Origin of the sequence: Saccharopolyspora flava (assembly GCF_900116135.1) — a bacterium.
GTDB lineage: Bacteria > Actinomycetota > Actinomycetes > Mycobacteriales > Pseudonocardiaceae > Saccharopolyspora > Saccharopolyspora flava.
Genome location: NZ_FOZX01000001.1, coordinates 901,433 through 923,641, shown reverse-complemented (window position 1 = coordinate 923,641; position 22,209 = coordinate 901,433). Strand labels below are relative to the sequence as shown.

Below are 22,209 nucleotides of genomic sequence, written 5' to 3'. Positions count from 1 at the left end.
CCGATCCTCGCACGCCCGCACGACGCGGAAGGTGTGAACCCGGACGCTCCCGCTCCGCGGACTCACAGACCGCCGAAGACGCTCCGGAACAGGCTCTGGCCGAGCGAGGTCATCGCCGCGTCGCCGCCGACCACGTCGAACACGAAGTAGGCGAGCTCGAAGAACCACCGGCCCACCATCGGCACCCCGATCAGCAGCAGGAACAGCACCAGCGGCGCCCACGGCCGGGCCTTCTCGCCGAACCGCCGCGCGGGTGCCGACAACCACGGCTCGATCGCGCCGTACCCGTCGAGGCCGGGCACCGGCAGGATGTTGAGCACGAACGCGATCACCTGCAGGAACGCCAGGTAGGACAGTCCCGCGTCCAGACCGAGCGGCATCGGCACCAGCGCCACGACCAGCGCCAGGATCAACCCCAGCACCAGGTTCGTCAGCGGTCCCGCCAGCGAGACCATCGACTCCACGCGACGTCCCCGCAGCGCCCCGTGGTTGATCCACACCGCGCCGCCGGGCAGCGGGATGCCGCCGATCGCCACGAAGATCAGCGGCAGGATGATGCTCAGCACTGGATCGGTGTAGCGGCGCGGGTCCAGCGTCAGGTAGCCCTTCGAGCGCACCGACCAGTCACCGCCCCGGTAGGCCGTCGCCGCGTGCCCGAACTCGTGCAGGCACAGCGACGCCGCCCAGCCGCCCAGGACCAGCAGGATGATCCCGCCGGTCAGGGCCGCGGTGTTGGTGAACGTCGTCAGCACGCCACCGACCGCGGTGACCGCGAGGATGCCGAGGAACAGCGGGCTGACCCGCACGGCGGAAGTAGTCACGACCCAAGTCTCCCCGACTCGCCGCTGGCGTGTTGATCGGATTCAGCGCGCGCTGATCGTCGACCGGTGATATTAATGATCTTGGCGCAGCGCGATGCGCCAGAAGGAGCACACGACCTGTGCTGAACGCGCTGGACGGATTGGCGCGGCCGGACCTGGGATTCCGAAGATCCGGATATCCCCCTACGGAAGGTCCCGGCTTGACCGCAAGGAGCTACACGGGTGTAATCACAGCAGTGTCATTCGCTGCTGAAACCGAACGCCTCGCTGCGGCAGGTGGTCGCGGCGGCGGTCGGCCGGGTGCGGGAGAACCCGGCCGGACACCAGGTCGATCGGCACTTCGTCGGCAGTGAGAGGGCGACGGGGTGAGCGATCGGCGACGGCACCGCCGTCGATGCCTCCGGTCCCGCCTGCGGGACCGGAAAACCTGCGAGCAGGAGTGCGTCCTGTTCCGGTCCTGGGGAGGACCGGTGGGATAACGGGGAGAAATCGGGGGAGTCATGTGGGAATCAGGAGATAGCCGTCTCGCGGAGCGCGGAGAGGCCACGGCCACCGCCACCGCCACGGTCGCGGAGTTCGACGCGCTCGCCGAACTCTTCGAGATGGAAGAAGAGCAGGAGTGGCAGGAGCGCGCGCTGTGCGCGCAAACCGATCCAGAAGCCTTCTTCCCGGAGAAGGGCGGATCCACGCGGGAGGCCAAGCGCATCTGCTCCGGGTGCGAAGTCCGTTCGGAATGCCTGGAATACGCGCTGCAGCACGACGAGCGCTTCGGCATCTGGGGCGGGCTCTCGGAACGCGAGCGCCGCAAGCTCAAGCGCCGCGCGGTCTGAGGCGCTCCGCGTCCTCGCCGCCGGGTGCTCCGCGTGCACTACCGTTCGGGCCGTAGTGGTTCGGACGAGCGGGAGGACCAGCGCGGGTGGACGAGCCGTCGAAGCCGCGGTTGCAGGGCTTGAAGTCGTTGCGCCGCCTCGCCTTTCAGCGAAGCGGGCCGACCGGACAGCCGACACCGGCACCACGTGAGGCCGAAGAGGAGCCACCGGCGCCGGAACCGGGCGAGACCTCGCCGGGTTCCCGGATCGTCGCCGCTCTGCGCTCACCGGGGACCGCGATGGTCGCCGTGCTGGCCGTTTTCGCACTCGTCACCGCGCTCGTCACCGGCCGCCTCGGCGGCGCGCTCGTCGGCGGACGGCTGCTGCCGACCGCGGACCTGGGCACCACCTGGGGCGACTACCTCGACGCCTGGCACGCCGTCGGCGGCGGAACCGGGGCGCCCGCCTCGCCTTCGCTGGCCGTGCTGGCGCTGCTCGGATCCGTCCTAGGTGGACCGTCGGTGGTGGTGTCGGCGCTGCTGCTGTTCGGCGTCCCACTCGCCGGGCTCAGCGCCTACCTCGCGACCCGGCGCCTGGCGACACCGCTGCGCCGCGCCCTGGTCTCGGGCGGCTACGCGCTGCTGCCGGCCGCCGCGATCTCGGCGGGTCAGGGACGTCTCGACGTCGTCGTCGCGCACGTGCTCGTGCCGCCGCTGCTGGCCGGGATCGCCGCGGTGATCCGCCGCTCCGACGGGCAGTGGCTCGGCACCGCCTGCCTCACCGCGCTCGGCCTCGCTGTCCTCGGCGCCTTCGCGCCGCTGGTGCACCTGTCGCTGATCGTGCTCGCGTTGCTCGCGCACGTCCTCGTCCCCGGCAACGGCCTGCGCGGGCGTCGCCGGGCGGCCGGGCTCGTCGCGCTCGTCCTGCTGTCGATCGCCTGCCTGCTGCCGTGGCCCGCGGTGCTGCTCGGGCACCCGGAGATCCTGCTGCACGGCCTCGGCGCGCGCGTCGTCGAGCAGCCCGCGTCGGTGCTGATGGCCGTGCTCAGCCCGGACGCCTCGTTCGCCGGGATCCTCGGCGCGCTGCTGGTGCTGGCCGCGATCCTGGCCCTGGCGGTCTGCTTCGAGGTCCGGATGCTCGCCGGTGTCGGCGTCGCGCTGCTCGGCTGGCTGGTGGCCGTGGTCGTCGGCACCGCGTCCGCCGAACCGCTCGTCGGCGGTGTCGCGAGTCCCGGCTGGACCGGAGGGCCGCTGGTGCTGGTCGCCGCGGGCTGCGCCTGGATCGTGCTGGTCGCCAGGGTTCCGGCGCTGAGCTGGAAGGTCACCGCCCCGGTGCTGGCCGCCGGACTGCTGGTGCTGGGCGCGGGTTCGGCGATCGGCACGGCGTCCGGCCCGCTGCGGATTTACCAGGCCGCGTCCGAGACCGGGACCCGGCTGGTGCTGGACCCCGGGCCGCAGCCCGCCCGACTGGTCACCGGGGCAGGACCGGGCTTCGGCGACGACGACCTTGCTCCGGCGGGCGCCGCCGCCGACTGGCTGCGCCAGGTCGAGCAGGACCTGCTCAGCGACGACAGCGCGCGGGTGCGCGGGGCGCTGGCGGAGGTCGCGGCCAGGGGAGCCGACCACGTGGTCGTCCCGGCCGGTTCGCGGCTGCCGGAGCTCGCCTACGACATGGTCGTCGACGACGGCCGGGTCACCGGGACGAACCGCGAGCTGCGGCTGCTGGTCCCGGCGACCCCGGTCAAGCTCGTCGGCCCGGACCTCGCCCGCCGGGCCCAGACCGAGCCCGGCCCGGCGCCGGAAGCCCGGCCGCTGCCGGTCGACGCCCGGCTTCCCTCGTTCACCGTGCGGATCTCCGAGGGCGGCCACGGGCGCGCCCTGGTGCTCGCCGCGGAGAACGAGCCGGGCTGGTACGCCACGGTCGACGGGAAGCGGCTGCCGCTGGCCACGGCGTGGGGCCACCAGGTCGCGGTACCGCTGCCCGAGCAGGCCGCCGAGGTCCAGGTCGGCTACACCGAACTCCCCCGCACCACCCTCCTGGTGGTGCAGGCCGCGGTGGTCCTGTTCACGATCATCGCCGCAATCCCAGGCCGCCGACGCAAGACCAAGACAGCAACCAACCGATAAGCAAAAACACCACCGTCAGGCAAGCGACGCAGTCGCTTTCTCAGTACCCCAAGCAAGCAACTGGCACCGCCGCGGGTTCTGAGCGCCTTCGTGGCGAGTACGCCGTGACGCCGCGTATTGGCATACATAAGGAGCGGCGCACGGAGACCACGAAGGCGCTCAGGTTCCGCTACTGGCACCGCCCAGCAAAAAGACCACGGAACAGAGCTATTGCCCCTCGATGACGTCCGGGTCTAGGCCTAGGTAGGTGGCCACCTGCTCGACCAGCACGTCGTGCAGCAGGTCGGCCATGTCCGTGCCGTCGCGGGCGCGGGCCTCGAGGGGCCTGCGGTAGAGCACGATGCGCGCGCGGGTGGGCAGGCCGCGCCGGTCCACGCCGGCCGGGACGAGCCGGGCCAGCGGGACGTTGGCGTCGACCACGACGTCGTCGTCCCAGGCCACCTTCTCCGGAGCGGTGTCGTTGATCTCCGGGACCTCGTCGACGGCGACGTCGAGCTGGGTCAGTTCGGCGTGCCAGCGCTGCTCGATCGGTTCCAGCGCCTCCAGCACCAGCGCGTCGAAGCGTTGCGAACGGCTGCGCGAGACCGGGACCGACGACGGGTACAGCGGTCCGCGCAGGCCACGACCGCGCCGATCCCGCCGGTAGCGGGTTCGACGCCGAGATCCACGTGCGGTCACCACGCGCTGAGGGTACGCCCTCGGCGGGCCCGGCCGGGACAGCCGCCACGGGGATTTCAGGTGGTGATCGAGTGCACCTGTTCGCCGGAAGCGGACACCCGATCGAGTCGGCGGGAGGCAGGGTGGAAACTGGTGTTCGGCGTGGCTCGTGAAAGAGATTCCGCGTGCCTGCGCCGCGAGGTGGACAGGAGGCGCTATCGTGCGTGTCGTGCGGAGCGTGAGGCGGTGCTCGCGGACCGGGTGTGTCAACCCGGCCGTCGCCACGCTCACTTATGCCTATGCGGACTCGACCGCGGTCGTGGGCCCGCTCGCCACCTATGCCGAACCGCACAGCTACGACCTGTGCGAGGCGCACGCGCTGCGGCTGACCGTCCCCAACGGCTGGGAGGTCGTCCGGCACGAGGGCGAGTTCGCGCCGCCGACCCCGTCGGACGACGACCTGACCGCGCTCGCCGAGGCGGTGCGCGAAGCGGGCAGACCGGACCGGCCGGTGGAGCCGCAGGTCAGCGCCCCGGGACCGGGGCGTCGCGGGCATCTGCGGGCCTTGCCCGATCCGGTGGACGAGTGAACAGATCGTGACGAACAGCTCTGGTCAAACCGGATGCTGCCACCGACCCGCCGATCGCCGGTAGGCTGCCAACCACGTTGGTCGGGAACGGGGAGGATGCAGCGTGCGGGACCTGTCGGGGATCGTCAAGGCTTACGACATCCGCGGAGTGGTCGGCGACGGCTTGGACGCCGACGTGGTGCGGGAGATCGGAGCGGCGTTCACCAGACTGGTCGGTGGACCGGCCGTGGTGATCGGTCACGACATGCGCGACTCCTCGCCGGGGCTGGCGCAGGCGTTCGCCGACGGTGTCACCGGGCAGGGCGTCGACGTGATCAACATCGGGCTGGCCAGCACCGACATGCTCTACTTCGCCTCCGGCAAGCTGGAACTGCCGGGTGCGATGTTCACCGCCAGCCACAACCCCGCGAAGTACAACGGCATCAAGCTCTGCCGCGCGGGCGCCGCCCCGGTCGGCCAGGACAGCGGCCTGTCGGAGATCCAGGAGCTGGTGGCCCACGGCGTGCCGGAGTTCCTGGGAGCCAAGGGCGCGACCAGCGAGCGCGACATGGTCGCCGAGTACTCGGCCTACCTGCTCGACCTGGTGCGGCTGCGCGACATCCGCCCGCTGAAGATCGTCGTCGACGCGGGCAACGGCATGGGCGGGCACACCGTGCCCACCGTGTTCGCCGACCTGCCGGTCGAACTCGTGCCGATGTACTTCGAGCTGGACGGTTCGTTCCCGAACCACGAGGCCAACCCGCTGGACCCGGCCAACATCGTCGACCTGCAGGCCAAGGTCCGCGAGGTCGGCGCCGACGCGGGCCTGGCCTTCGACGGTGACGCCGACCGCTGCTTCGTCGTCGACGAGCGCGCCGAACCGGTCACCCCGAGCGCCATCACCGCGCTGGTCGCCTCCCGCGAGCTGGCCAAGGAGCCCGGCGGCACGATCATCCACAACCTGATCACCTCCAAGGCCGTGCCCGAGATCGTCACCGAGCTCGGCGGCAAGCCCGTGCGCACCCGCGTCGGCCACTCCTTCATCAAGCAGACGATGGCCGAGACCGGCGCGATCTTCGGCGGCGAGCACTCCGCGCACTACTACTTCCGCGACTTCTGGCGCGCCGACTCCGGGATGCTGGCCGCGCTGCACGTGCTGGCCGCCCTCGGCGAGCAGGACAAGCCGCTGTCGGAGCTCATGGCCGACTACTCCCGCTACGCCGCCAGCGGCGAGATCAACTCCACCGTCGACGACCAGCAGGGCCGGATGCGGGCCGTCGCCGACGCCTTCGGTGACCGGAACGGTGCTTCTGTCGACGAGCTCGACGGGCTTACCGTGGAGCTGTCGGACGGATCGTGGTTCAACCTGCGCCCGTCCAACACCGAACCGCTGCTCCGGCTCAACGTCGAGGCGAGGGACACTGAGGCCGTGACCGCGCTGCGCGACGAGGTGCTCGCGGTCATCCGCGGATGAACCGCCTGACCGAGACGAGGGACACTCGCCGAGCGCGCGAGTTGGGGAGGAAGACGTGGCCGTTGACCTGGAAGCGCAGTTGCTGGAAATCCTGGCATGCCCGTGCGAGCAGCACGGGTCGCTGCGGCCCGGCCTCGCCGACGACGCGCAGGCCGACTACCTGACCTGCACCTCCTGCGGCCGCGGGTACCCGGTGCGCGACGGCATCCCCGTGCTGCTGCTGGACGAGGCCGTCGGGGGATCTCCCGGCGGCGTCGAGGAGGGGTGAGGCGCCGGTGCTGGACGACACCCTCCTCGACGACCCGGCCAGGCTGGCCGACGTCGACTCCGGCGGCCTGCTGAGGCTGGCCGCGCTCTTCGGCGCGCAGGTGCGCGCCACCGCCGAGACCGCGGCCGAGGTCGGCCTCGACGACCTGGCCGACGACCGCCCCCGCGCGGTCGTGCTGCTGACCAGGCCGGGCGTCTCGGCGAACGTGGCGCGGCTGCTCCTCGCCCTGACCGGGGCTCGCTGCCCGGTCCCGGTCGTGGCCGCCGACGAGCTGCCGTCCTGGGTCGGTGCGCTCGACGTCGTGTTCGCCCACACCGACGACGTCGGTGACGTCACCCTCGCCGAATCCGTGGCCACCGCCTGCCGCCGGGGCGCGAGCGTCGTGCTCGCCGCTCCCTCCGACGGGCCCGTGGCCGCCGCCGGAGCCGGGCGGGCGAAACTGCTGGTCCCGAGGGTTCCGGTGCCGCCCGCGCTGGCGTTCGCCTACGTCTTCGCCGCCGGCATCAGCACCTTCCGGGCCCTGGGACTGCTGGACTTCGACGTCGAGGAACTCGCCGAGGAGCTCGACAAGGAAGCCGAACGCGCCCACCCGGGGCACGAGTCGCTGAGCAACCCCGCCAAGTCGCTGGCGCTGCGGATGGCCGAGCGCACCCCGCTGCTGTGGGGCCTGGGCCCGGTCACCACCGCCGTCGCCGCGCACGCCTCGTTCGCGCTCGGCGCGCACGCCGGCGTCCCGGCGCACGTCACCGACTACCCGCAGGCCGTCGCGCAGCGCGGGCTGCACCGCGCCGCCGCCGCCGTCGGGTCCGAGGCCGACATCTTCGCCGACCCCGACGACGAACCCGGGGTGGCGCTGCGGGTGTTCCTGATCAGCACCCGGCACGACGAGCGGGTGGAGGTGGGGGAGCGGTCCGCCCTGCGGGACCTGCCCGGTGCCGACGTGGTCGCCCCGGGCGACACGGTGCGCGCCGACCCGCTGCTGCGCGCCGCGGTCCTGGCCGCCCGCTTCGACCTGGCCGCCGTCTACTTGGGCCTGGCCGCGGGCACGCTCAACGGCCCGGGCTGGCCCGCACTGGCCATGAGCTGAGGCCGAGGGGCCCGCACCGAAAATCCGGGAGGCCCCCGATGCCCCGCGCTGCGCGGACGGGGTGTGCTGGCCGGACGAGCAAGCGCGAGAACGAGGAAGCGAGAACGACTGTGGAGCTACTGCGCAACGCGGTGCGCCCCTACGCGTGGGGTTCGCGCACCGCAATCGCGGATCTGCTCGGTCGGCCCGTCCCCACACCGCACCCGGAGGCTGAGCTGTGGATGGGCGCCCACCCCGGTGACCCGTCCCGGGTGCTGCGCCCCGGCGGGGACGAGGTGTCGCTGCTGTCGCTGCTGGACTCCGCACCGGCCCACCACCTCGGCGACGAGTGCGTGCGCCGCTGGGGCGGCAGGCTGCCGTTCCTGATGAAGGTCCTCGCCGCCGACGAGCCGCTGAGCCTGCAGGCCCATCCCTCCGCCGAGCAGGCCGCCGAGGGCTTCGCCCGTGAGGAGAGCTCGGGCATCGCCCGCAACGCGCCGCACCGCAACTACCCGGACCCCACGGCCAAGCCCGAGCTGATCTGCGCGCTCACCGAGTTCCACGCGCTGGCCGGGTTCCGCGAGGCGCAGCGCACGGTGCGGCTGCTCGACGCGCTGGACGTGCCGAGCCTGCGCGCCCACCGCGAGCTGCTGGCCGCCCAGCCGGACGCCGACGGGCTGCGAGCGCTGTTCACGACCTGGATCACGCTTCCCGAGCACTACCTGCGGGACGTGCTGCCGGAGCTGCTGGACGCCTGCGTCGCGCACGTCAAGGAGCGCGGCGAGTTCGCCCTGGAGTGCCGCACGGTCCTGGAGCTCGGCGAGGCCTACCCGCACGACGCGGGCGTGCTGGCGAGCCTGCTGCTCAACCGGCTGGTGCTGCAGCCCGGCGAGGCGATCTTCCTGCCCGCCGGGAACCTGCACGCCTACCTGCACGGCACCGGCATCGAGATCCTCGCCAACTCCGACAACATCCTGCGCTGCGGGCTGACGCCGAAGCACGTGGACGTGCCGGAGCTGCTGAAGGTGCTGGACTTCGCCTGCGGCGACATGCGGGTCCTCAAGGGCGAGTCGCTGGACGCCAACCTCACCGCCTACCGCACGCCCGCCGACGAGTTCGAGCTGTCCAGGCTGGACTGGACGCCCGCCGAATCCGGGACCGTCCACCTCGATTCGCCGGGACCGCAGATCCTGCTGTGCACCAAGGGCAGCGTCCGGTTGACCAGCGGCCACCGCGAGAACGGGTCGCTGCCGCGGGAACTGGTGCTGCAGCGCGGGCACTCGGTGTGGCTGGCCGCCAGCGACCCGGCCGTGGAGGTCCGGCCCGCCGAGCTGGACCCCGACGGGCAGGCGCAGGTGTTCCGGGCGGCCGCCGGCTCGTTCTGAGAGCGATCTCAAGTCGCCGATCTCCCCGGTTGTCCCTTTTCTCCGCTGAGCACCCGGTAGATTCCTCCCGTCGTCGCAGCCGGAAGGTCTGGAGGAGATCGTGTCAGCAGGGGGCGGGACCAAGGCCATCTTGGCCGCGTTGGGAGCGAACGCGGGGATCGCGGTCGCCAAGTTCGGCGGATTCCTGTTCACCGGTTCGTCGTCGATGCTGGCGGAATCGGTGCACTCGCTGGCCGACACCTCCAACCAGGGGCTGCTGCTGCTCGGTCAGAAGACCTCGCAGCGCAAGGCCGACGAGGAGCACCCCTTCGGCTACGGCCGCGACCGGTACTTCTACTCGTTCGTCGTCGCGCTGATGCTGTTCACGCTCGGCTCGGTGTTCGCGCTCTACGAGGGCATCCACAAGATCGAGCACCCGGAGCCGCTGCAGGCGGCGTGGGTGGCGGTGCTGATCCTGGTCATCGCGATCTGCCTGGAGTCCTACAGCTTCATGACCGCGATCAAGGAATCGCGCGCGCTCAAGGGGAAGCTGACCTGGTGGCAGTTCATCCGCCAGGCCAAGACCCCGGAGCTGCCGGTGGTGCTGCTGGAGGACTTCGGCGCGCTGATCGGTCTGGTGCTCGCGCTCGGCGGCGTCGGGCTGACCGTGCTCACCGGCAACCCGGTCTTCGACGGCATCGGCACCGTGTGCATCGGCGTGCTGCTGGGCGTGATCGCGGTGGTGCTGATCGTGGAGACCAAGAGCCTGCTCATCGGTGAGGGCGCGAGCCGCGACGTGCTCGACGACATCATCGGGCAGATCGAGTCCGAGCGGGTGGAGCGCGTCATCCACATCCGCACCCAGTACCTGGGTCCCGAGGAGCTGCTGATCGCCGCGAAGATCGGCCTGGCCCCGTCGCTCTCGGTTGCGGATGTCGCCGCCGAGATCGATGGTGCAGAGCAGCGGATCCGAGCGAAGGTTCCGGCGGCGCGCCTGATCTACCTGGAACCGGACCTCGACCGTGGCCGCACGACCACGGCCTGACACAAGACATCGTCTTGTCATCACAACGGGTTAACGAAAGCTAGGGCGAATACTAGTCGGTCGTTACCCGCAGCGACATTGGCGAGTTAGGGTGCGTGCACCCACGACACTTGGGACTTGATGGAGGAGGCGACAGTGCCAGGCACTGGGCTGTGGCGTACCAAGTCGGTAGAGCAATCCATTCTCGACACCGACGAGCCGGACACCAAACTACGCAAAAATCTGGGCACCTGGGATCTGATCGTCTTCGGCGTATCAGTCGTCATCGGTGCCGGCATCTTCACGCTCGCGGCGCGCACGGCGGGTGACGTCTCCGGGCCTTCGGTGTCGTTGGCCTTCGTGCTCTCCGCGATCGCCTGCGGCCTCGCCGCGCTGTGCTACGCCGAGTTCGCCTCGACGGTGCCGGTCGCCGGCAGCGCCTACACCTACTCCTACGCGACCTTCGGCGAGTTCATCGCCTGGATCATCGGCTGGGACCTGATCCTGGAGTTCGCGGTCGCCGCGGCCGCCGTCTCCAAGGGCTGGTCGGTGTACCTGCAGGAGGTCCTGGCGCTCATCGGGCTCGACGTGCCCACCGTGTTCGATCTCGGGCCGCTCCAGTTCGACTGGGGCGCACTGCTGCTCGTGGCCGTGCTGTCCACGCTGCTGGCGGTCGGCACGAAGCTGTCGGCGCGCGTCTCGCTGGTCATCACCATCATCAAGGTGGCCGTCGTGCTGCTGGTGATCGTGGTCGGCCTCGCCTACATCAACGCCGCCAACTACACGCCGTTCATCCCGCCGGCGCAGGCGGCGACGGAGGACAGCCCGGCGATCGAGCAGTCGCTGCTGTCGCTGATCCTCGGCGGCCAGACCAGCACCTACGGCATGTTCGGTCTGCTGGCCGGTGCTTCGCTGGTGTTCTTCGCGTTCATCGGTTTCGACATCGTCGCCACCACCGCGGAGGAGACGAAGAACCCGCAGAAGAGCGCCCCGCGCGGCATCATCGGCAGCCTCGTCATCGTCACCGTGCTCTACGTGGCGGTCGCGCTGGTCGTCACCGGCATGGTGCCCTACACCGACCTGGCCACCGCCGACGACGGCACCCGCTCCACGCTGGCCACCGCGTTCGCGATCCACGGCGTGACCTGGGCGGCGGCGATCATCTCGGTCGGCGCGCTGGCCGGTCTCACCACGGTGGTCATGGTGCTGCTGCTGGGCCAGACCCGCGTGCTGTTCGCGATGTCGCGTGACGGTCTGATGCCGGGCGCGCTGGCCAAGACCTCCAGCAAGGGCACCCCCGCCCGCGCCACCATCCTGGTCGGCATCGTGGTGGTGCTGGCCGCGGCCTTCTTCCCGGCGGACAAGCTGGAGGAGATGGTCAACGTCGGCACGCTGTTCGCGTTCGTGCTGGTGTCGCTGGGCGTGATCGTCCTGCGGCGGACCCGCCCGGACCTGCCGCGCGGCTTCAAGGCCCCGCTGGTGCCGGTGGTGCCGATCCTGGCGATCATCGCCTGCCTGTGGCTGATGCTGAACCTGACGGCGCTGACCTGGATCCGGTTCGTGGTCTGGATGATCGCCGGTGTCGTGATCTACTTCCTCTACGGCCGGACGCACTCGCGCCTCGGCAAGCGGCAGCAGGGAGACATCGCCTCCGGCGGCGAAGTCACCAGCTAGCCCCGCACCACACCAAAGCGGCGCCATCCCCCCCGGGGGTGGCGCCGCTTTTCGCTGTCCTCCGGGAGTGCTCGGGCGTCACCAGTGGACAGTTTTAGTCCAAATCACCCGGCCTCGACGCCCGAAATGTCCGGACAGTTCTCACTAAAACTGTCCCCTGCCAAGCACCTTCGGCACCGCAACGGGACACCACAGCGAGGAGCACCGCAACGAGGAACACCGCAACGAGGTGCCGAAGCGACCGGGCGCTACTGGGAATGGGCGGCGCTGAGCTGGGCGCCACCGGGGTTGGGTAGCGCTGGGTTGGGTGCTGTTGGGGTGTTGTTGCTGGGGGTTGGGGTCAGGAGTCCGTGGAGCGGAGGGAGGAGCCTCGTTCCCAGGGGGCCGTGCGGCCTCGGGGTTCGGTGATCTCCGGGAGCACCGATGGTTCCGAACGCGGCTCGGAGTCCTGCTGCTCGGGGAGCCCGGCGTCGCCCTCGGCGTCCTCCGAGGACGGGTCCCGGTGCGACTGCTGCTCCGGCACCTCGGCCTCGACCGGCCGCTGCGGTCCCTTGCGCAACGACCGGATCGACTTGGCGCGCTTGGTCTTCGCCGCCTCCGCCGACTCGCCGGAACCCCGCTTCGGCAGCTCCTCCACCGGATCCCCGATCGACCCGCCGTCATCACCCCGCGGCGACAACGCCGTGCCCGACCCGATCGCCTGCGGATCCGGCGCGGACGGGATCTGCGGCGCCTCCGACACCGGCAGCGCGGCACCGCGAACCGGCCGCTCCAGACCCGCCGCCATCGCCACCGCGCGATCCCACTCCGGATCACCGCTGTAATCGGTGTGCCCGAGCACGCCCGGAACCCAGCGGCGGCACGAGAACGGCCCGCGCTGCGGATCCGGCAACCAGTGGTCACCGCCGAGCACCAGCGCACCCGTCGGGCCGCGCGTCGCCGCGGGCAGCGGGCCTTCCGTGCCGTCGCCGCGCAGACCCACGCCGATCAGCATCCCGTTGTAGACCTGCCGGTTCCAGGTCGTCACGGCCCCGCCGAGCGGGTCGGTGCCCCGGCACAGCGAGCGCCAGCGGTCACCCATCGACCCGGCCAGATCGCGCAGCGCCGCGTGCGGCACGACACCCGGGAACGCCCTCGGATACGCCCACTGCAACTGCGATCCGGCGGTCACCAGACCCACCCGCTCGCGATCGGACTCCGGCAGCGACTCCAGCAGCCGCGCCGCGGCGACGGCCGCCAGCAGGCTGCCCTGGCTGTGCCCGACCAGCACCACGCGGGTGTTGGGGTCCTTGAGGTGCTCGGTGGCCCGATCGGCCAGCTCCGGGATCACCTTCAGCGCGTAGCACGGCGGCACCACCGGGTGCGCCTCGCGCGGCCAGAACAGCGCCAGATCGCCCAGCACGCCCAGGTAGCGGGCGGTGTCGCGCTTGGTCGCCGCCAGGAACACCATCCGCAGCAGACCGACCGCCAGACCCGCCAGCGCCACCACGCCGATCGCGCTCAACCAGCCCAGCCGCGGCATCCCCGCGAACCGGGCCGCCAGGCTCGCCGCCGTGCTCGCGGTCAGCACCCCGGCGATCACCAGGAACAGCTGGTGCGAGTAGCGGCGCTGCAGATCGGCCAGCCGCCACGCGCCCGCCGCCTTGCGCTGGTCCTCCTGGCGCCCGGCGTGCAGCAGCGCCACCTCGTCCGGGATGGGGTCGTCGTCCTCGCCGCGCCGGAACCGACGCACCAGCAGCCACGGCACCGCCACCAGCAGCGCCACCGCCATGAGCACCACGGCGGTGCCCCAGAAGATCGTCACGTCGTCGAACGCGGTCGGCAGCAGCAGCGGCGCAGCGCCCTCGGGCTGCGGCGCGCTCAGCGTCTGCCGGACGCTCAGCGCCAGACCCGCGCCGAAACCGTTGCCCAGCATCGCCGCCAGCATCAGCACCGGCGCCGCCATCCAGCCGCCCGCCCACGGCCGCAGCTGCCGCGGCTGCGACTTCCACACCGGCCGAGCCAGCAGCGACGCAGGCAGCAGCAGCACCGCGACCGCCACGCAGGTCAGCACCAGCAGCGCGGTCAGGGCGTCGATCGTCCCGCCCGACCCCGGCAGCGGTCCCGTCAGCTCACCCGGCAGCACCGCCACCGAGGCCACCAGGACACCGGCCACCGACATCAGCACCCGCCTGCTGCGGCGGCCCAGCAGCGCGCGGAACACCTTGCCGGTCTCCCGCATCCCCGCCGGATCGTCCAGCCCGGCCGTGCCGACACCCGCGATCACCAGCAGCGCGACCGCGACCAGCCAACGCGGGTCCAGGCTGAACGTCAGCGGCCCGCCCAGCGCCACCAGGGCCGCCGTGGCCAGCGCCGCCGTCACGTGCAGCGCCCGCAGCGCGGGAGTGTCCGGATCGGACACCACGTTGCCGCCCGGCAGCATCGGCGCCAGCGCCGAGTGCTGCGGGCTGTCCTCCTTCGGCGCCGACACCCGCCAGGACACAGTGGACAGCCGGTGCATCAGCAGCACGACCAGCGTCACCGGGATCAGCGCGACCACCGACCGCAGCACGTCCGCGCCGCGCGCCGCCTCCGGCACGAAACCCAGGCACTGCGCGCCCGGCGCCAGGCACTGCGCGGCCACCAGGTCCAAGGTGATCACCGTGAGCTGCGCGACCATCAGCATCGTCAGCAGCAGCGCGGAAATCCGCAGCAGCCCGCGCAGCGCCGAGCACAGCAGCCGGCTCAGCGGGTTCTCGGCGCGCGTCGGCGGCAGCATCCAGTGCGCCATGTTGGCCAGCGCGAACGGGAACAGCAGCGCCCAGGTCGCCTTCGCCAGACCACCCGAGGTCATCGCGCCCCACACGTAGCCCTCGACGATCCGGGGAACCGAGCGGTCACCGGCGTTGAGCATCGGCCCCGGAACGGGGCGGCGCAGCCGGTCGGCGGGCCGCATGATGCGCCCCACCCCGTCCCCAGCGACGTCCACCGACGCCACCGAGTCGGTCAGCTCGTCACCGGTGGTGCCGAGGATGCCGTGCACGCGCAGCTCAACGACGCGGGTGTCGGGCCCGGGTACTTGCACAGGGGTCCTCCCGAGCAGGTGGTGATCATCGAACGCCGTGGTGATTGTCCATCGCAGATCCACACCTGGCGACCTCTACGCGAACGATTGTGATCGTCACGGCAGGTGATGTCATGAATTCGAGCGTTTTGCGCGGCGGGACCGGCGCGGCGGCGAGCGCCCCGGCCCGCTCCGCTACCGTTCAGCGACGTGGGACGACTCATCGTCATCGAGGGACTGGACGGCGCGGGCAAGCGCACTCTCTCCAGGGGGATCACCGAGGAGCTGACCGCGCGCGGACGCACCGCCGCCACCGCGGCGTTCCCGCGCTACACCGAGGACGTGCACGCCGAACTCGTCGCCGAGGCGCTGCGCGGGCAGCACGGCGACCTCGGGTCCTCGGTGCACGGCATGGCCGTCCTCTACGCCCTGGACCGCCGGGGAGCGGCCGACTCGCTGCGCGCCGACCTCGACACCCACGACGTCGTCCTGCTGGACCGCTACGTCGCCTCCAACGCCGCCTACGGCGCGGCCCGCCTGCACCAGGGGGCCGACGGCGATTTCGTGTCCTGGATCCGCGACCTGGAGATCACCCGGTTCGGCCTGCCCGAACCCGACCTGCAGATCCTGCTGCGGGTGCCCGCCGAGGTCGCCTCCGGCCGCGCCGAGCACCGCGAGCGCACCGAGTCCGACCGCCGCCGCGACCGCTTCGAGTCCGACACCCCGCTGCAGCAGCGCTGCGCCGAGGTCTACGCCGAACTGGCCGAGTCCGGGTGGTGGACGCCGTGGGTCGTCGTCGACGGAGCGACCGATGTGGACTTCGGCGCACTGGTCGACGAGCACGTGCTCGGCTGAGAACTGAAGCCGAGACCACACCACCTCTGCTCCATTCGGCGGTATGGGTGCCGCTGAACCGGTGTCGAGTTCACGACCTGCGACGACACCCGGCGGGTGGATGCACGGGCGCGAAGTGACAAGTGCAACGATGTGGTGCATGAAGGCACGCGTGCTCGTGGTGGACGATGATCCGGCCCTGGCCGAAATGCTGACCATCGTGCTCCGGGGAGAGGGATTCGAGACGGCCGTCGTCAGCGACGGCACCAAGGCGATGCCCGCCTTGCGCGAGCTCAAGCCCGACCTGGTCCTGCTGGACCTGATGCTGCCCGGCATGAACGGTATCGACGTGTGCAAGGCGATCCGCACCGAGTCCGTGGTGCCCATCGTCATGCTCACCGCCAAGAGCGACACCGTCGACGTCGTCCTGGGCCTGGAATCCGGCGCCGACGACTACATGGTCAAGCCCTTCAAGCCGAAGGAGCTCGTCGCCCGGTTGCGCGCCCGGCTGCGCCGCACCGACGCCGAACCCGCCGAGGTCCTCACCATCGGCGACGTGATCATCGACGTGCCCGGCCACGAGGTCACCCGCGACGGCCAGCCGATCGCCCTGACCCCGCTGGAGTTCGACCTGCTGGTCGCGCTGGCCCGCAAACCGCGCCAGGTCTTCACCCGCGAGGTGCTGCTGGAGCAGGTCTGGGGCTACCGGCACGCCGCCGACACCCGCCTGGTCAACGTGCACGTCCAGCGCCTCCGCTCCAAGGTCGAGCGCGACCCCGAACGCCCCGAGGTCGTCCTCACGGTCCGCGGCGTCGGATACAAGGCAGGCCCCCCGTGATCAGCTGACCACCTCGTTCCGGACGCCACCTCGTCTGCAAGGGTCCGATGGGGAGCGTCAGGAGCAAGCGGCGCAGCCGCGAGCCGTGAAGACCACCTTCGCAGCCCGCACCGCCGCGGGTTCTCAGACGTTGCCTGGTGAGGACGCCGGGACGCCGTGTATTGGCATACATCAGGAGCGGCGCCCGGAGCCAGGCGGCGTCTGAGGTTCCGCTACCTGCACCGCTACGCAAGACGAGTACTAGCAGCCTTGAGGTCGCCGTGAGCGTGTGGACTCGACAGAGCCGCTGGGTGCGGTTGTTGAGCAGTCGTGTCCGCGAGGAGACGCGCACCCGCTGGCACCACTTCGAAGCCATGTGGCGCCGGTCCATGCAGCTGCGCGTCGTCGTCAGCACCCTCGCGCTGTCGCTGGCCGTGGTGATCGTGCTGGGCATGGTGCTGCAGTGGCAGATCACCTCGCAGCTGCTGGACTCCAAGGAGCAGGCCGCGATCTCGCAGGCCGAGTACAGCCTGCCGATCCTGGAGCGCGAGCTCACCGCCGTCGACCCCAACTCCGACAGCGTCGCCGAGCAGCTGCAGGCCGCCCTGAACCGGCTCACCACCTCCTCCTCCGGCCAGTCCACCACCGAGACCGTCGCCGGAGCCTTCACCCCCGTCCTCGTCGACGGCCGAGCACCCGGTGCGCGCGACCAGCAGCCCGCCGCCGGACCCATCGAGGACGTGCCCGAAGACCTGCGCGGCTTCGTCGAGCGCGGCCAGCTCGCCACCAAGATCTACACCGTGCAGCGCGACAACCGCCCGGTCACGATGGTCATCGTCGGCACCCCGGTGTCCAGCGCGACCCGCCCGCTGCAGATCTACCTGCTGTTCCCGCTCACCGCCGAGCAGGCCACCCTCGCCGTCATGCAGCGCACCCTGCTGGTCAGCGCCGTCGTGCTGCTGGCGCTGCTCGGCGCGATCACCAACCTGGTCACCCGCCAGGTGGTGCGCCCGGTCCGGCAGGCCGCCCAGATCGCCGAGCAGCTCGCCGAAGGCGACCTCGACAAGCGGATGCGGGTGATCGGCGAGGACGACGTCGCCCGGCTCGCCGAGTCGTTCAACGAGATGGCCGACAGCCTCAAGCAGCAGATCACCCAGCTCGAGGAGTTCGGCCAGCTGCAACGCCGCTTCACCTCCGACGTCTCGCACGAGCTGCGCACCCCGCTGACCACCGTGCGGATGGCCGCCGACGTGCTGCACGCCTCCCGCGAGGAGTTCCCGCCCGGCCTGTCCCGCTCCACCGAGCTGCTCGTCGACGAGCTCGACCGGTTCGAGCTGCTGCTCGCCGACCTGCTGGAGATCTCCCGCCTCGACGCCGGCGTCGCCGACCTGGCCGCCGGCGAGCTGGACCTGCACGAGATCAGCACGCGCGCCGTCGAATCCGTGCGCGCCATCGCCGAGACCAGCGGCGTCGAGCTCCGCGTCCACCCGCCCGCCGAGGGCGCCGACCTGCACATCGTCGCCGACGCCCGCCGCGTCGAGCGCATCATGCGCAACCTCGTCGCCAACGCCATCGACCACGCCGAAGGCGGCCCGGTGGAACTGCGCTTCGGCGGCAACGAGCAGGCCGTCGCCGTCACCGTCCGCGACTACGGGGTGGGGCTGCGCAGCGGCGAGGCCGAGCTGGTGTTCACCCGCTTCTGGCGGGCCGACCCGTCCCGCAACCGGCGCAGCGGCGGAACCGGTCTCGGCCTGTCGATCAGCCAGGAGGACGCCCGGCTGCACGGCGGCGAGCTCGACGCCTGGGGCGAACCCGGCGAGGGCTCCTGCTTCCGGTTGACGCTGCCGCGCAAACCCGGTGAGGACGCCGAGCCCAGCCCGCTGTCGCTGCCCAGCACCCGGCGCATCGCCGCGCCCGAGGCGCTGCTGGCCACCGGCGTGGAACGACCGTCCGAATCGGACGGCGAGCAGGAGGTCCGGGACCAGGGCCCGGCCCGGCTCTCCGAAGAGCCCCGGGAGGAGACGTGATGCGCGCGGCCCGCCGAGGAGCGGCACTGCTGGTCCTGCTGCTGACGGTGTCGGCCTGCGCGTCGATCCCGGAGAGCTCCGAACCCAAGGCGGTCAAGGAGGTCGACGGCAGCAACACCACGATCCCGATCAACCCGCCGCCGGACGACATCGACGCGCTGGCGCTGGTGCGCAGCTTCGTCGACAAGTCCGCCTCCCCGGCCAGCAACCACGAGTCGGCCCGCAAGCACCTGGCGCCCGCGATCGAGCGCAACTGGACCCCGCCGCCGGGGATGCTCATCGTCGAGAACGTCGACACCATCCCGGCCACCCCGCCGCAGCCGCTGCCCGAGGGCGTCCAGCTGGTGACCTTGCGCGCCGACCGCGTCGGCAGGCTGCTCGCCGACTCCTCGTTCGTGCCCGAGTCCGGCGAGCTCACCGTGGACGTGCGGGTGGAGCGGCAGGGCAACGGCCAGTGGCGGATCACCACCCCGCCGCCGGAGCTGGTGGTCAGCAAGGCCTCGTTCAGCAGCGCCTTCCGTCCGGTGCCGGTGTACTTCCTCGACCACGACCTCTCCGGCGTGGCGCCCGACCTGCGCTACGTCGTGTCGCAACCGGCCACCACGCTGCCGCGCCGCGTCATCGAGCTGCTCACCTCCGGGCCGTCGGAGGGCATGCGGGACGCGATGCGCACCGCCATCCCGCCGGGCGTGCACCCCAAGACCAACACCACCGAAGCCGCCGACGGCGCGCTGGAGGTCAACCTCAGCCAGCTCGGCGACGTCTCCCCGGAGACGCGCAGGCTGATCGCCGCGCAGGTGGTGTACACGCTGGAGGGCGTCAGCAGCGCGCGGGTCCGCATCAAGGAGGAGGGCATGCCGCTGCTCCCCGACGGCAAGGACCTGCGGCCCACCGACATGGAGAACTACGAGGCCGACAACCTGCAGCGCCCCGACCTGCCGGGCCTGGCCGTGGTCTCCGAGCGGGTGCTGGTGCTCGACCGCCAGGCCAAGCCGATCCCCGGCCCCGCCGGTTCCGGCGAGTACGACGTGGTGCGGGCCGGCCGGTCCCCGCACGGCGACAAGTTCGCCGCGGTCACCCGGCGGCCCGGCGGGGTGGCGCTGCGCGTCGGCGACTTCGGCGGTCAGCTGGCCGAGCTGCCCACCGTCGGCAACTACATGTCCAAGCCGACCTGGCGCGGCGAGGAGGAGACCTGGACGGTCGTCGACGGCCGCGAGGTGGTGCGCGCGATGGCCACCGCCACCGGGTGGGTGCCGCAGACCGTCGACACCCGCGCGCTGCCTGCCGGCCGCCCGATCACCGACCTGCGGCTGTCCCGCGACGGCACCCGCGTCGCCGCCGTCATCGACGACCAGGTGGTGGTCGCCGGGATCGGCGAGCAGGACGGTCACGCCGTCCTGCAGCGCCCGGTGATGCTGCGCGCGCCGCAGGACGTGCGGATCACCGGCGTCGAGTGGCGGCAGGACGAGTCGCTGGTCGCGACCACCGACAGCAACAACTTCCCGGTCTTCGACCTGTCGGTGGACGGCTTCCGCTGGGAGCCCTACACGGCCGCCAACCTCGGCCAGCCGCTCACCGCGATCACCGTCGGACCCGGCGGCCAGGTCGTGGTCGCCGACCGCCACGGCATCTGGCAGGCCCAGGACACCGAGGACGTCTGGTCGCTGGTGGACGCCCCGATCGGCGGAGCGTCGATCCCGTTCTACCCGGGGTGACGCGTCTCCCGCGAGGAACCGGCTCGCCCGACACGCGTCGGTGAGTCGGATCGGCGGGAACGCCATGATCGGGCGGTGCTCACCCGCCTGCGCCTGGCGCTCACCGGACTCGTCGACCTGCTGCTGCCGCAGCACTGCGTCGGCTGCGACGTCGCGGGCACCGCGTGGTGCCGGGAGTGCGCGGGCCGGCTGGGCGGGCTGCGGCGCGTCGAGCGGCCGCTTCTCTCCGACGGGCCACCGGTGTTCGCGCTCGGCCGGTACCGGGGTGCGGCTCGCCGCGCGGTGCTCGCCTACAAGGAGGCGGGACGGCGCGATCTCGCCGCCCCGCTGGCCGCGCAGCTGGCGGTCGCGCTGCGCTCGATCACCCTGGAGCGCGCGTGGCCGGGGGAGTGGTGGCTGGTCCCGGCGCCGTCGCGGGCGGTGGCCTCGCGGCGGCGGGGCGGTTCCCACATGGGCCGGATCGCGCGGCACGCGGCCGAGGCGCTCACCGCATCGGGGACACCGGCCCGCGCGGCCGACTGCCTGGTGACCGCACCGGGCGCCGCCGACTCGGCGGGACTGTCCCCGCAGCAGCGCGCCGACAACCTCGCGGGCCGGGTGCTGGTGCGCCCGAACCGCCTGCCACCTGCGGGAACGCGGGTCGCGCTGCTCGACGACGTGGTCACCTCCGGTGCCACGGCGGCCGGTTCGGCGGCGGCCCTGAGCAGGGCGAGACGTCCGGTTTCGGTGGTGCTCGCGCTGACCGCGACGGCCGGTTGATCTCCCCGGGTGATTCGGTGATACCTGATCGGCCCAGGAACCTGAGCGGCCCGCCGTTCGTTCTCCGGGTATGAGCTGGGTGAACAGTCAGATCGCTACCCTGCGCAGAGCGACGACGCTACCTACCCGAACGGGTGATGAGCCCGTTCGGCGGCTCATTCCGGGCACGCCTGACACACAGCGTGATCTCGTGCTTTCGGCTGCAAATATCACTCTCGGTGGATGCTTGACTTCGCCCTTCCGAGGGGGTGTCACAAATCGATAAACCGAGCTAACGTGGCGAACCAATCTAGCCAACTCGAGGCGGAGGGAAGGAGCGAAAACCATGTCCCTGGCGCCTAAAGCGAGCTGATCTCCTTTCCAGGCGCCCCCGTGCACACCTCGCCTACGGATCATGCAAGGAACGGAGGTCGTGAATGGATATCGTCGTCAAGGGTCGTAACGTTCAGGTTCCCGATCACTACCGGGAGCACGTCAACACGAAGATGACCCGGCTTGAGCGGTACAACCGGAAGGCCATTCGGGCGGAAGTGGAGCTGTTCCACGAGAAGAACCCCCGCCAGGCCAAGAACTGCCAGCGAGTCGAGATCACCCTCAAGGGCAAGGGCGCACCCATCCGCGCCGAAGCCTGCGCAGGCGACTTCTACGCCGCGCTCGACGCCGCGACGACCAAGCTGGAGAGCAGGCTCCGGCGCATGCACGACCGTAGAAAGGTGCACTACGGACAGCACAACCCCACTTCCGTGGCAGAGGCGACCGCAGCGATGGCAGACCGGCCCGTCGTGACCGGCTCCGGCTCCTCCGGCATGGCCGAAGGCCGGACCGCGCTGCTCGAAGCGCCCCAGGAAGCCCCCGAGCACACCGCCGAAGTGCCGGGACAGCGCATGACCGAGGAGGACGACGAGTACGCCCCCGGTCGGGTCGTGCGCGAGAAGGAGCACACGGCCAAACCGATGACCGTCGACGAGGCCCTGTCCCAGATGGAGCTCGTCGGCCACGACTTCTACCTCTTCGCGGACGCCGACAGCGGACGTCCCAGCGTCGTCTACCGCAGGAAGGGATTCGACTACGGCGTGATCCGACTCGCCGACGCCTGACCACACAATCCGGGCGGCTCCGCGGACGTCGCCCGGAAGGGCTCAGGGCGAGTCTGCGCCACGCCC

The 22,209-nt window shown here is 71.4% G+C and carries 18 protein-coding genes; 15 read left to right on the top strand and 3 right to left on the bottom strand.

Annotated features, from left to right (window positions below):
• Positions 1–62: 62 nt before the first annotated feature.
• A complete protein-coding gene (locus tag BM424_RS04185) occupies positions 63–821 on the bottom strand; it encodes a site-2 protease family protein (RefSeq protein ID WP_093413781.1) in 759 nt (252 codons plus the stop codon).
• Positions 822–1,423: 602 nt separating this feature from the next.
• Here BM424_RS04185 and BM424_RS04180 point away from each other — a divergent pair.
• Both BM424_RS04180 and BM424_RS04175 read left to right on the top strand, forming a co-directional pair.
• Positions 1,424–1,651 carry a WhiB family transcriptional regulator gene (locus tag BM424_RS04180; RefSeq protein WP_093414649.1) on the top strand — a complete coding sequence of 76 codons (228 nt, stop codon included), beginning with the start codon at positions 1,424–1,426 and terminating at the stop codon, positions 1,649–1,651.
• Between the two features lie 86 nt (positions 1,652–1,737).
• Entirely contained in the window at positions 1,738–3,756 is a 2,019-nt protein-coding gene (locus BM424_RS04175) for a hypothetical protein (protein WP_139273996.1), read from the top strand.
• Between the two features lie 207 nt (positions 3,757–3,963).
• Here BM424_RS04175 and BM424_RS04170 read toward each other — a convergent pair whose 3' ends face one another.
• A complete protein-coding gene (locus BM424_RS04170; RefSeq protein ID WP_175547921.1) occupies positions 3,964–4,437 on the bottom strand; it encodes a metallopeptidase family protein in 474 nt (157 codons plus the stop codon).
• A 205-nt stretch (positions 4,438–4,642) separates the two neighbouring features.
• Between BM424_RS04170 and BM424_RS04165 the strand changes: the two genes are divergently transcribed.
• From BM424_RS04165 to BM424_RS04135, 7 genes are all read left to right on the top strand, one after another.
• Entirely contained in the window at positions 4,643–5,002 is a 360-nt protein-coding gene (locus BM424_RS04165; protein ID WP_093414646.1) for a DUF3499 domain-containing protein, read from the top strand.
• 103 nt (positions 5,003–5,105) lie between these two features.
• The gene (locus BM424_RS04160; protein WP_093413778.1) at positions 5,106–6,455 is read left to right on the top strand and encodes a phosphomannomutase/phosphoglucomutase; all 1,350 of its coding nucleotides are present in this window, start codon (positions 5,106–5,108) and stop codon (positions 6,453–6,455) included.
• A gap of 55 nt (positions 6,456–6,510) precedes the next feature.
• Entirely contained in the window at positions 6,511–6,723 is a 213-nt protein-coding gene (locus tag BM424_RS04155) for a Trm112 family protein (protein WP_093413777.1), read from the top strand.
• A 7-nt stretch (positions 6,724–6,730) separates the two neighbouring features.
• Positions 6,731–7,810: an SIS domain-containing protein gene (locus BM424_RS04150; RefSeq protein ID WP_093413775.1), complete on the top strand. Its 1,080-nt coding sequence runs from the start codon at positions 6,731–6,733 to the stop codon at positions 7,808–7,810.
• A gap of 110 nt (positions 7,811–7,920) precedes the next feature.
• Entirely contained in the window at positions 7,921–9,174 is a 1,254-nt protein-coding gene (gene manA, locus BM424_RS04145; RefSeq protein WP_175547920.1) for a mannose-6-phosphate isomerase, class I, read from the top strand.
• Between the two features lie 100 nt (positions 9,175–9,274).
• Positions 9,275–10,198 (top strand): cation diffusion facilitator family transporter, encoded by a 924-nt coding sequence (locus BM424_RS04140; protein ID WP_093413772.1) that lies wholly within the window; start codon positions 9,275–9,277, stop codon positions 10,196–10,198.
• A gap of 135 nt (positions 10,199–10,333) precedes the next feature.
• Positions 10,334–11,851: an amino acid permease gene (locus BM424_RS04135; RefSeq protein ID WP_093413771.1), complete on the top strand. Its 1,518-nt coding sequence runs from the start codon at positions 10,334–10,336 to the stop codon at positions 11,849–11,851.
• Positions 11,852–12,191: 340 nt separating this feature from the next.
• On the opposite strand, the gene BM424_RS04130 is transcribed toward BM424_RS04135, so the two are convergent.
• Positions 12,192–14,915 (bottom strand): hypothetical protein, encoded by a 2,724-nt coding sequence (locus tag BM424_RS04130; RefSeq protein ID WP_093413770.1) that lies wholly within the window; start codon positions 14,913–14,915, stop codon positions 12,192–12,194.
• A 189-nt stretch (positions 14,916–15,104) separates the two neighbouring features.
• Here BM424_RS04130 and BM424_RS04125 point away from each other — a divergent pair, with 189 nt between their 5' ends.
• From BM424_RS04125 to hpf, 6 genes are all read left to right on the top strand, one after another.
• Positions 15,105–15,749, top strand: a complete 645-nt coding sequence (locus BM424_RS04125) for a dTMP kinase (protein ID WP_093413768.1) — start codon at positions 15,105–15,107, stop codon at positions 15,747–15,749.
• A 139-nt stretch (positions 15,750–15,888) separates the two neighbouring features.
• Positions 15,889–16,566: an MtrAB system response regulator MtrA gene (mtrA, locus tag BM424_RS04120; RefSeq protein WP_093413767.1), complete on the top strand. Its 678-nt coding sequence runs from the start codon at positions 15,889–15,891 to the stop codon at positions 16,564–16,566.
• A 353-nt stretch (positions 16,567–16,919) separates the two neighbouring features.
• Positions 16,920–18,572, top strand: a complete 1,653-nt coding sequence (gene mtrB / locus BM424_RS04115) for an MtrAB system histidine kinase MtrB (protein WP_245775657.1) — start codon at positions 16,920–16,922, stop codon at positions 18,570–18,572.
• The gene (locus BM424_RS04110) at positions 18,572–20,287 is read left to right on the top strand and encodes an LpqB family beta-propeller domain-containing protein (RefSeq protein WP_093413764.1); all 1,716 of its coding nucleotides are present in this window, start codon (positions 18,572–18,574) and stop codon (positions 20,285–20,287) included. The genes mtrB and BM424_RS04110 overlap by 1 nt, the downstream gene beginning before the upstream one ends.
• A gap of 75 nt (positions 20,288–20,362) precedes the next feature.
• Positions 20,363–21,046 carry a ComF family protein gene (locus tag BM424_RS04105; RefSeq protein WP_245775592.1) on the top strand — a complete coding sequence of 228 codons (684 nt, stop codon included), beginning with the start codon at positions 20,363–20,365 and terminating at the stop codon, positions 21,044–21,046.
• Positions 21,047–21,462: 416 nt separating this feature from the next.
• On the top strand, positions 21,463–22,143 hold the full coding sequence (hpf, locus tag BM424_RS04100; RefSeq protein ID WP_093413763.1) for a ribosome hibernation-promoting factor, HPF/YfiA family: 681 nt from the start codon (positions 21,463–21,465) through the stop codon (positions 22,141–22,143).
• The last annotated feature ends 66 nt before the right edge of the window (positions 22,144–22,209 follow it).

What these genes read in the sequence shown, in the direction of transcription:
- BM424_RS04180 (WP_093414649.1), top strand. Translation starts at nt 1,424, where the DNA reads ATGGAAGAAGAGCAGGAGTGGCAGGAGCGCGCGCTGTGCGCGCAAACC.
- mtrA (WP_093413767.1), top strand. Translation starts at nt 15,889, where the DNA reads ATGAAGGCACGCGTGCTCGTGGTGGACGATGATCCGGCCCTGGCCGAA.
- mtrB (WP_245775657.1), top strand. Translation starts at nt 16,920, where the DNA reads ATGTGGCGCCGGTCCATGCAGCTGCGCGTCGTCGTCAGCACCCTCGCG.
- BM424_RS04110 (WP_093413764.1), top strand. Translation starts at nt 18,572, where the DNA reads ATGCGCGCGGCCCGCCGAGGAGCGGCACTGCTGGTCCTGCTGCTGACG.
- hpf (WP_093413763.1), top strand. Translation starts at nt 21,463, where the DNA reads ATGGATATCGTCGTCAAGGGTCGTAACGTTCAGGTTCCCGATCACTAC.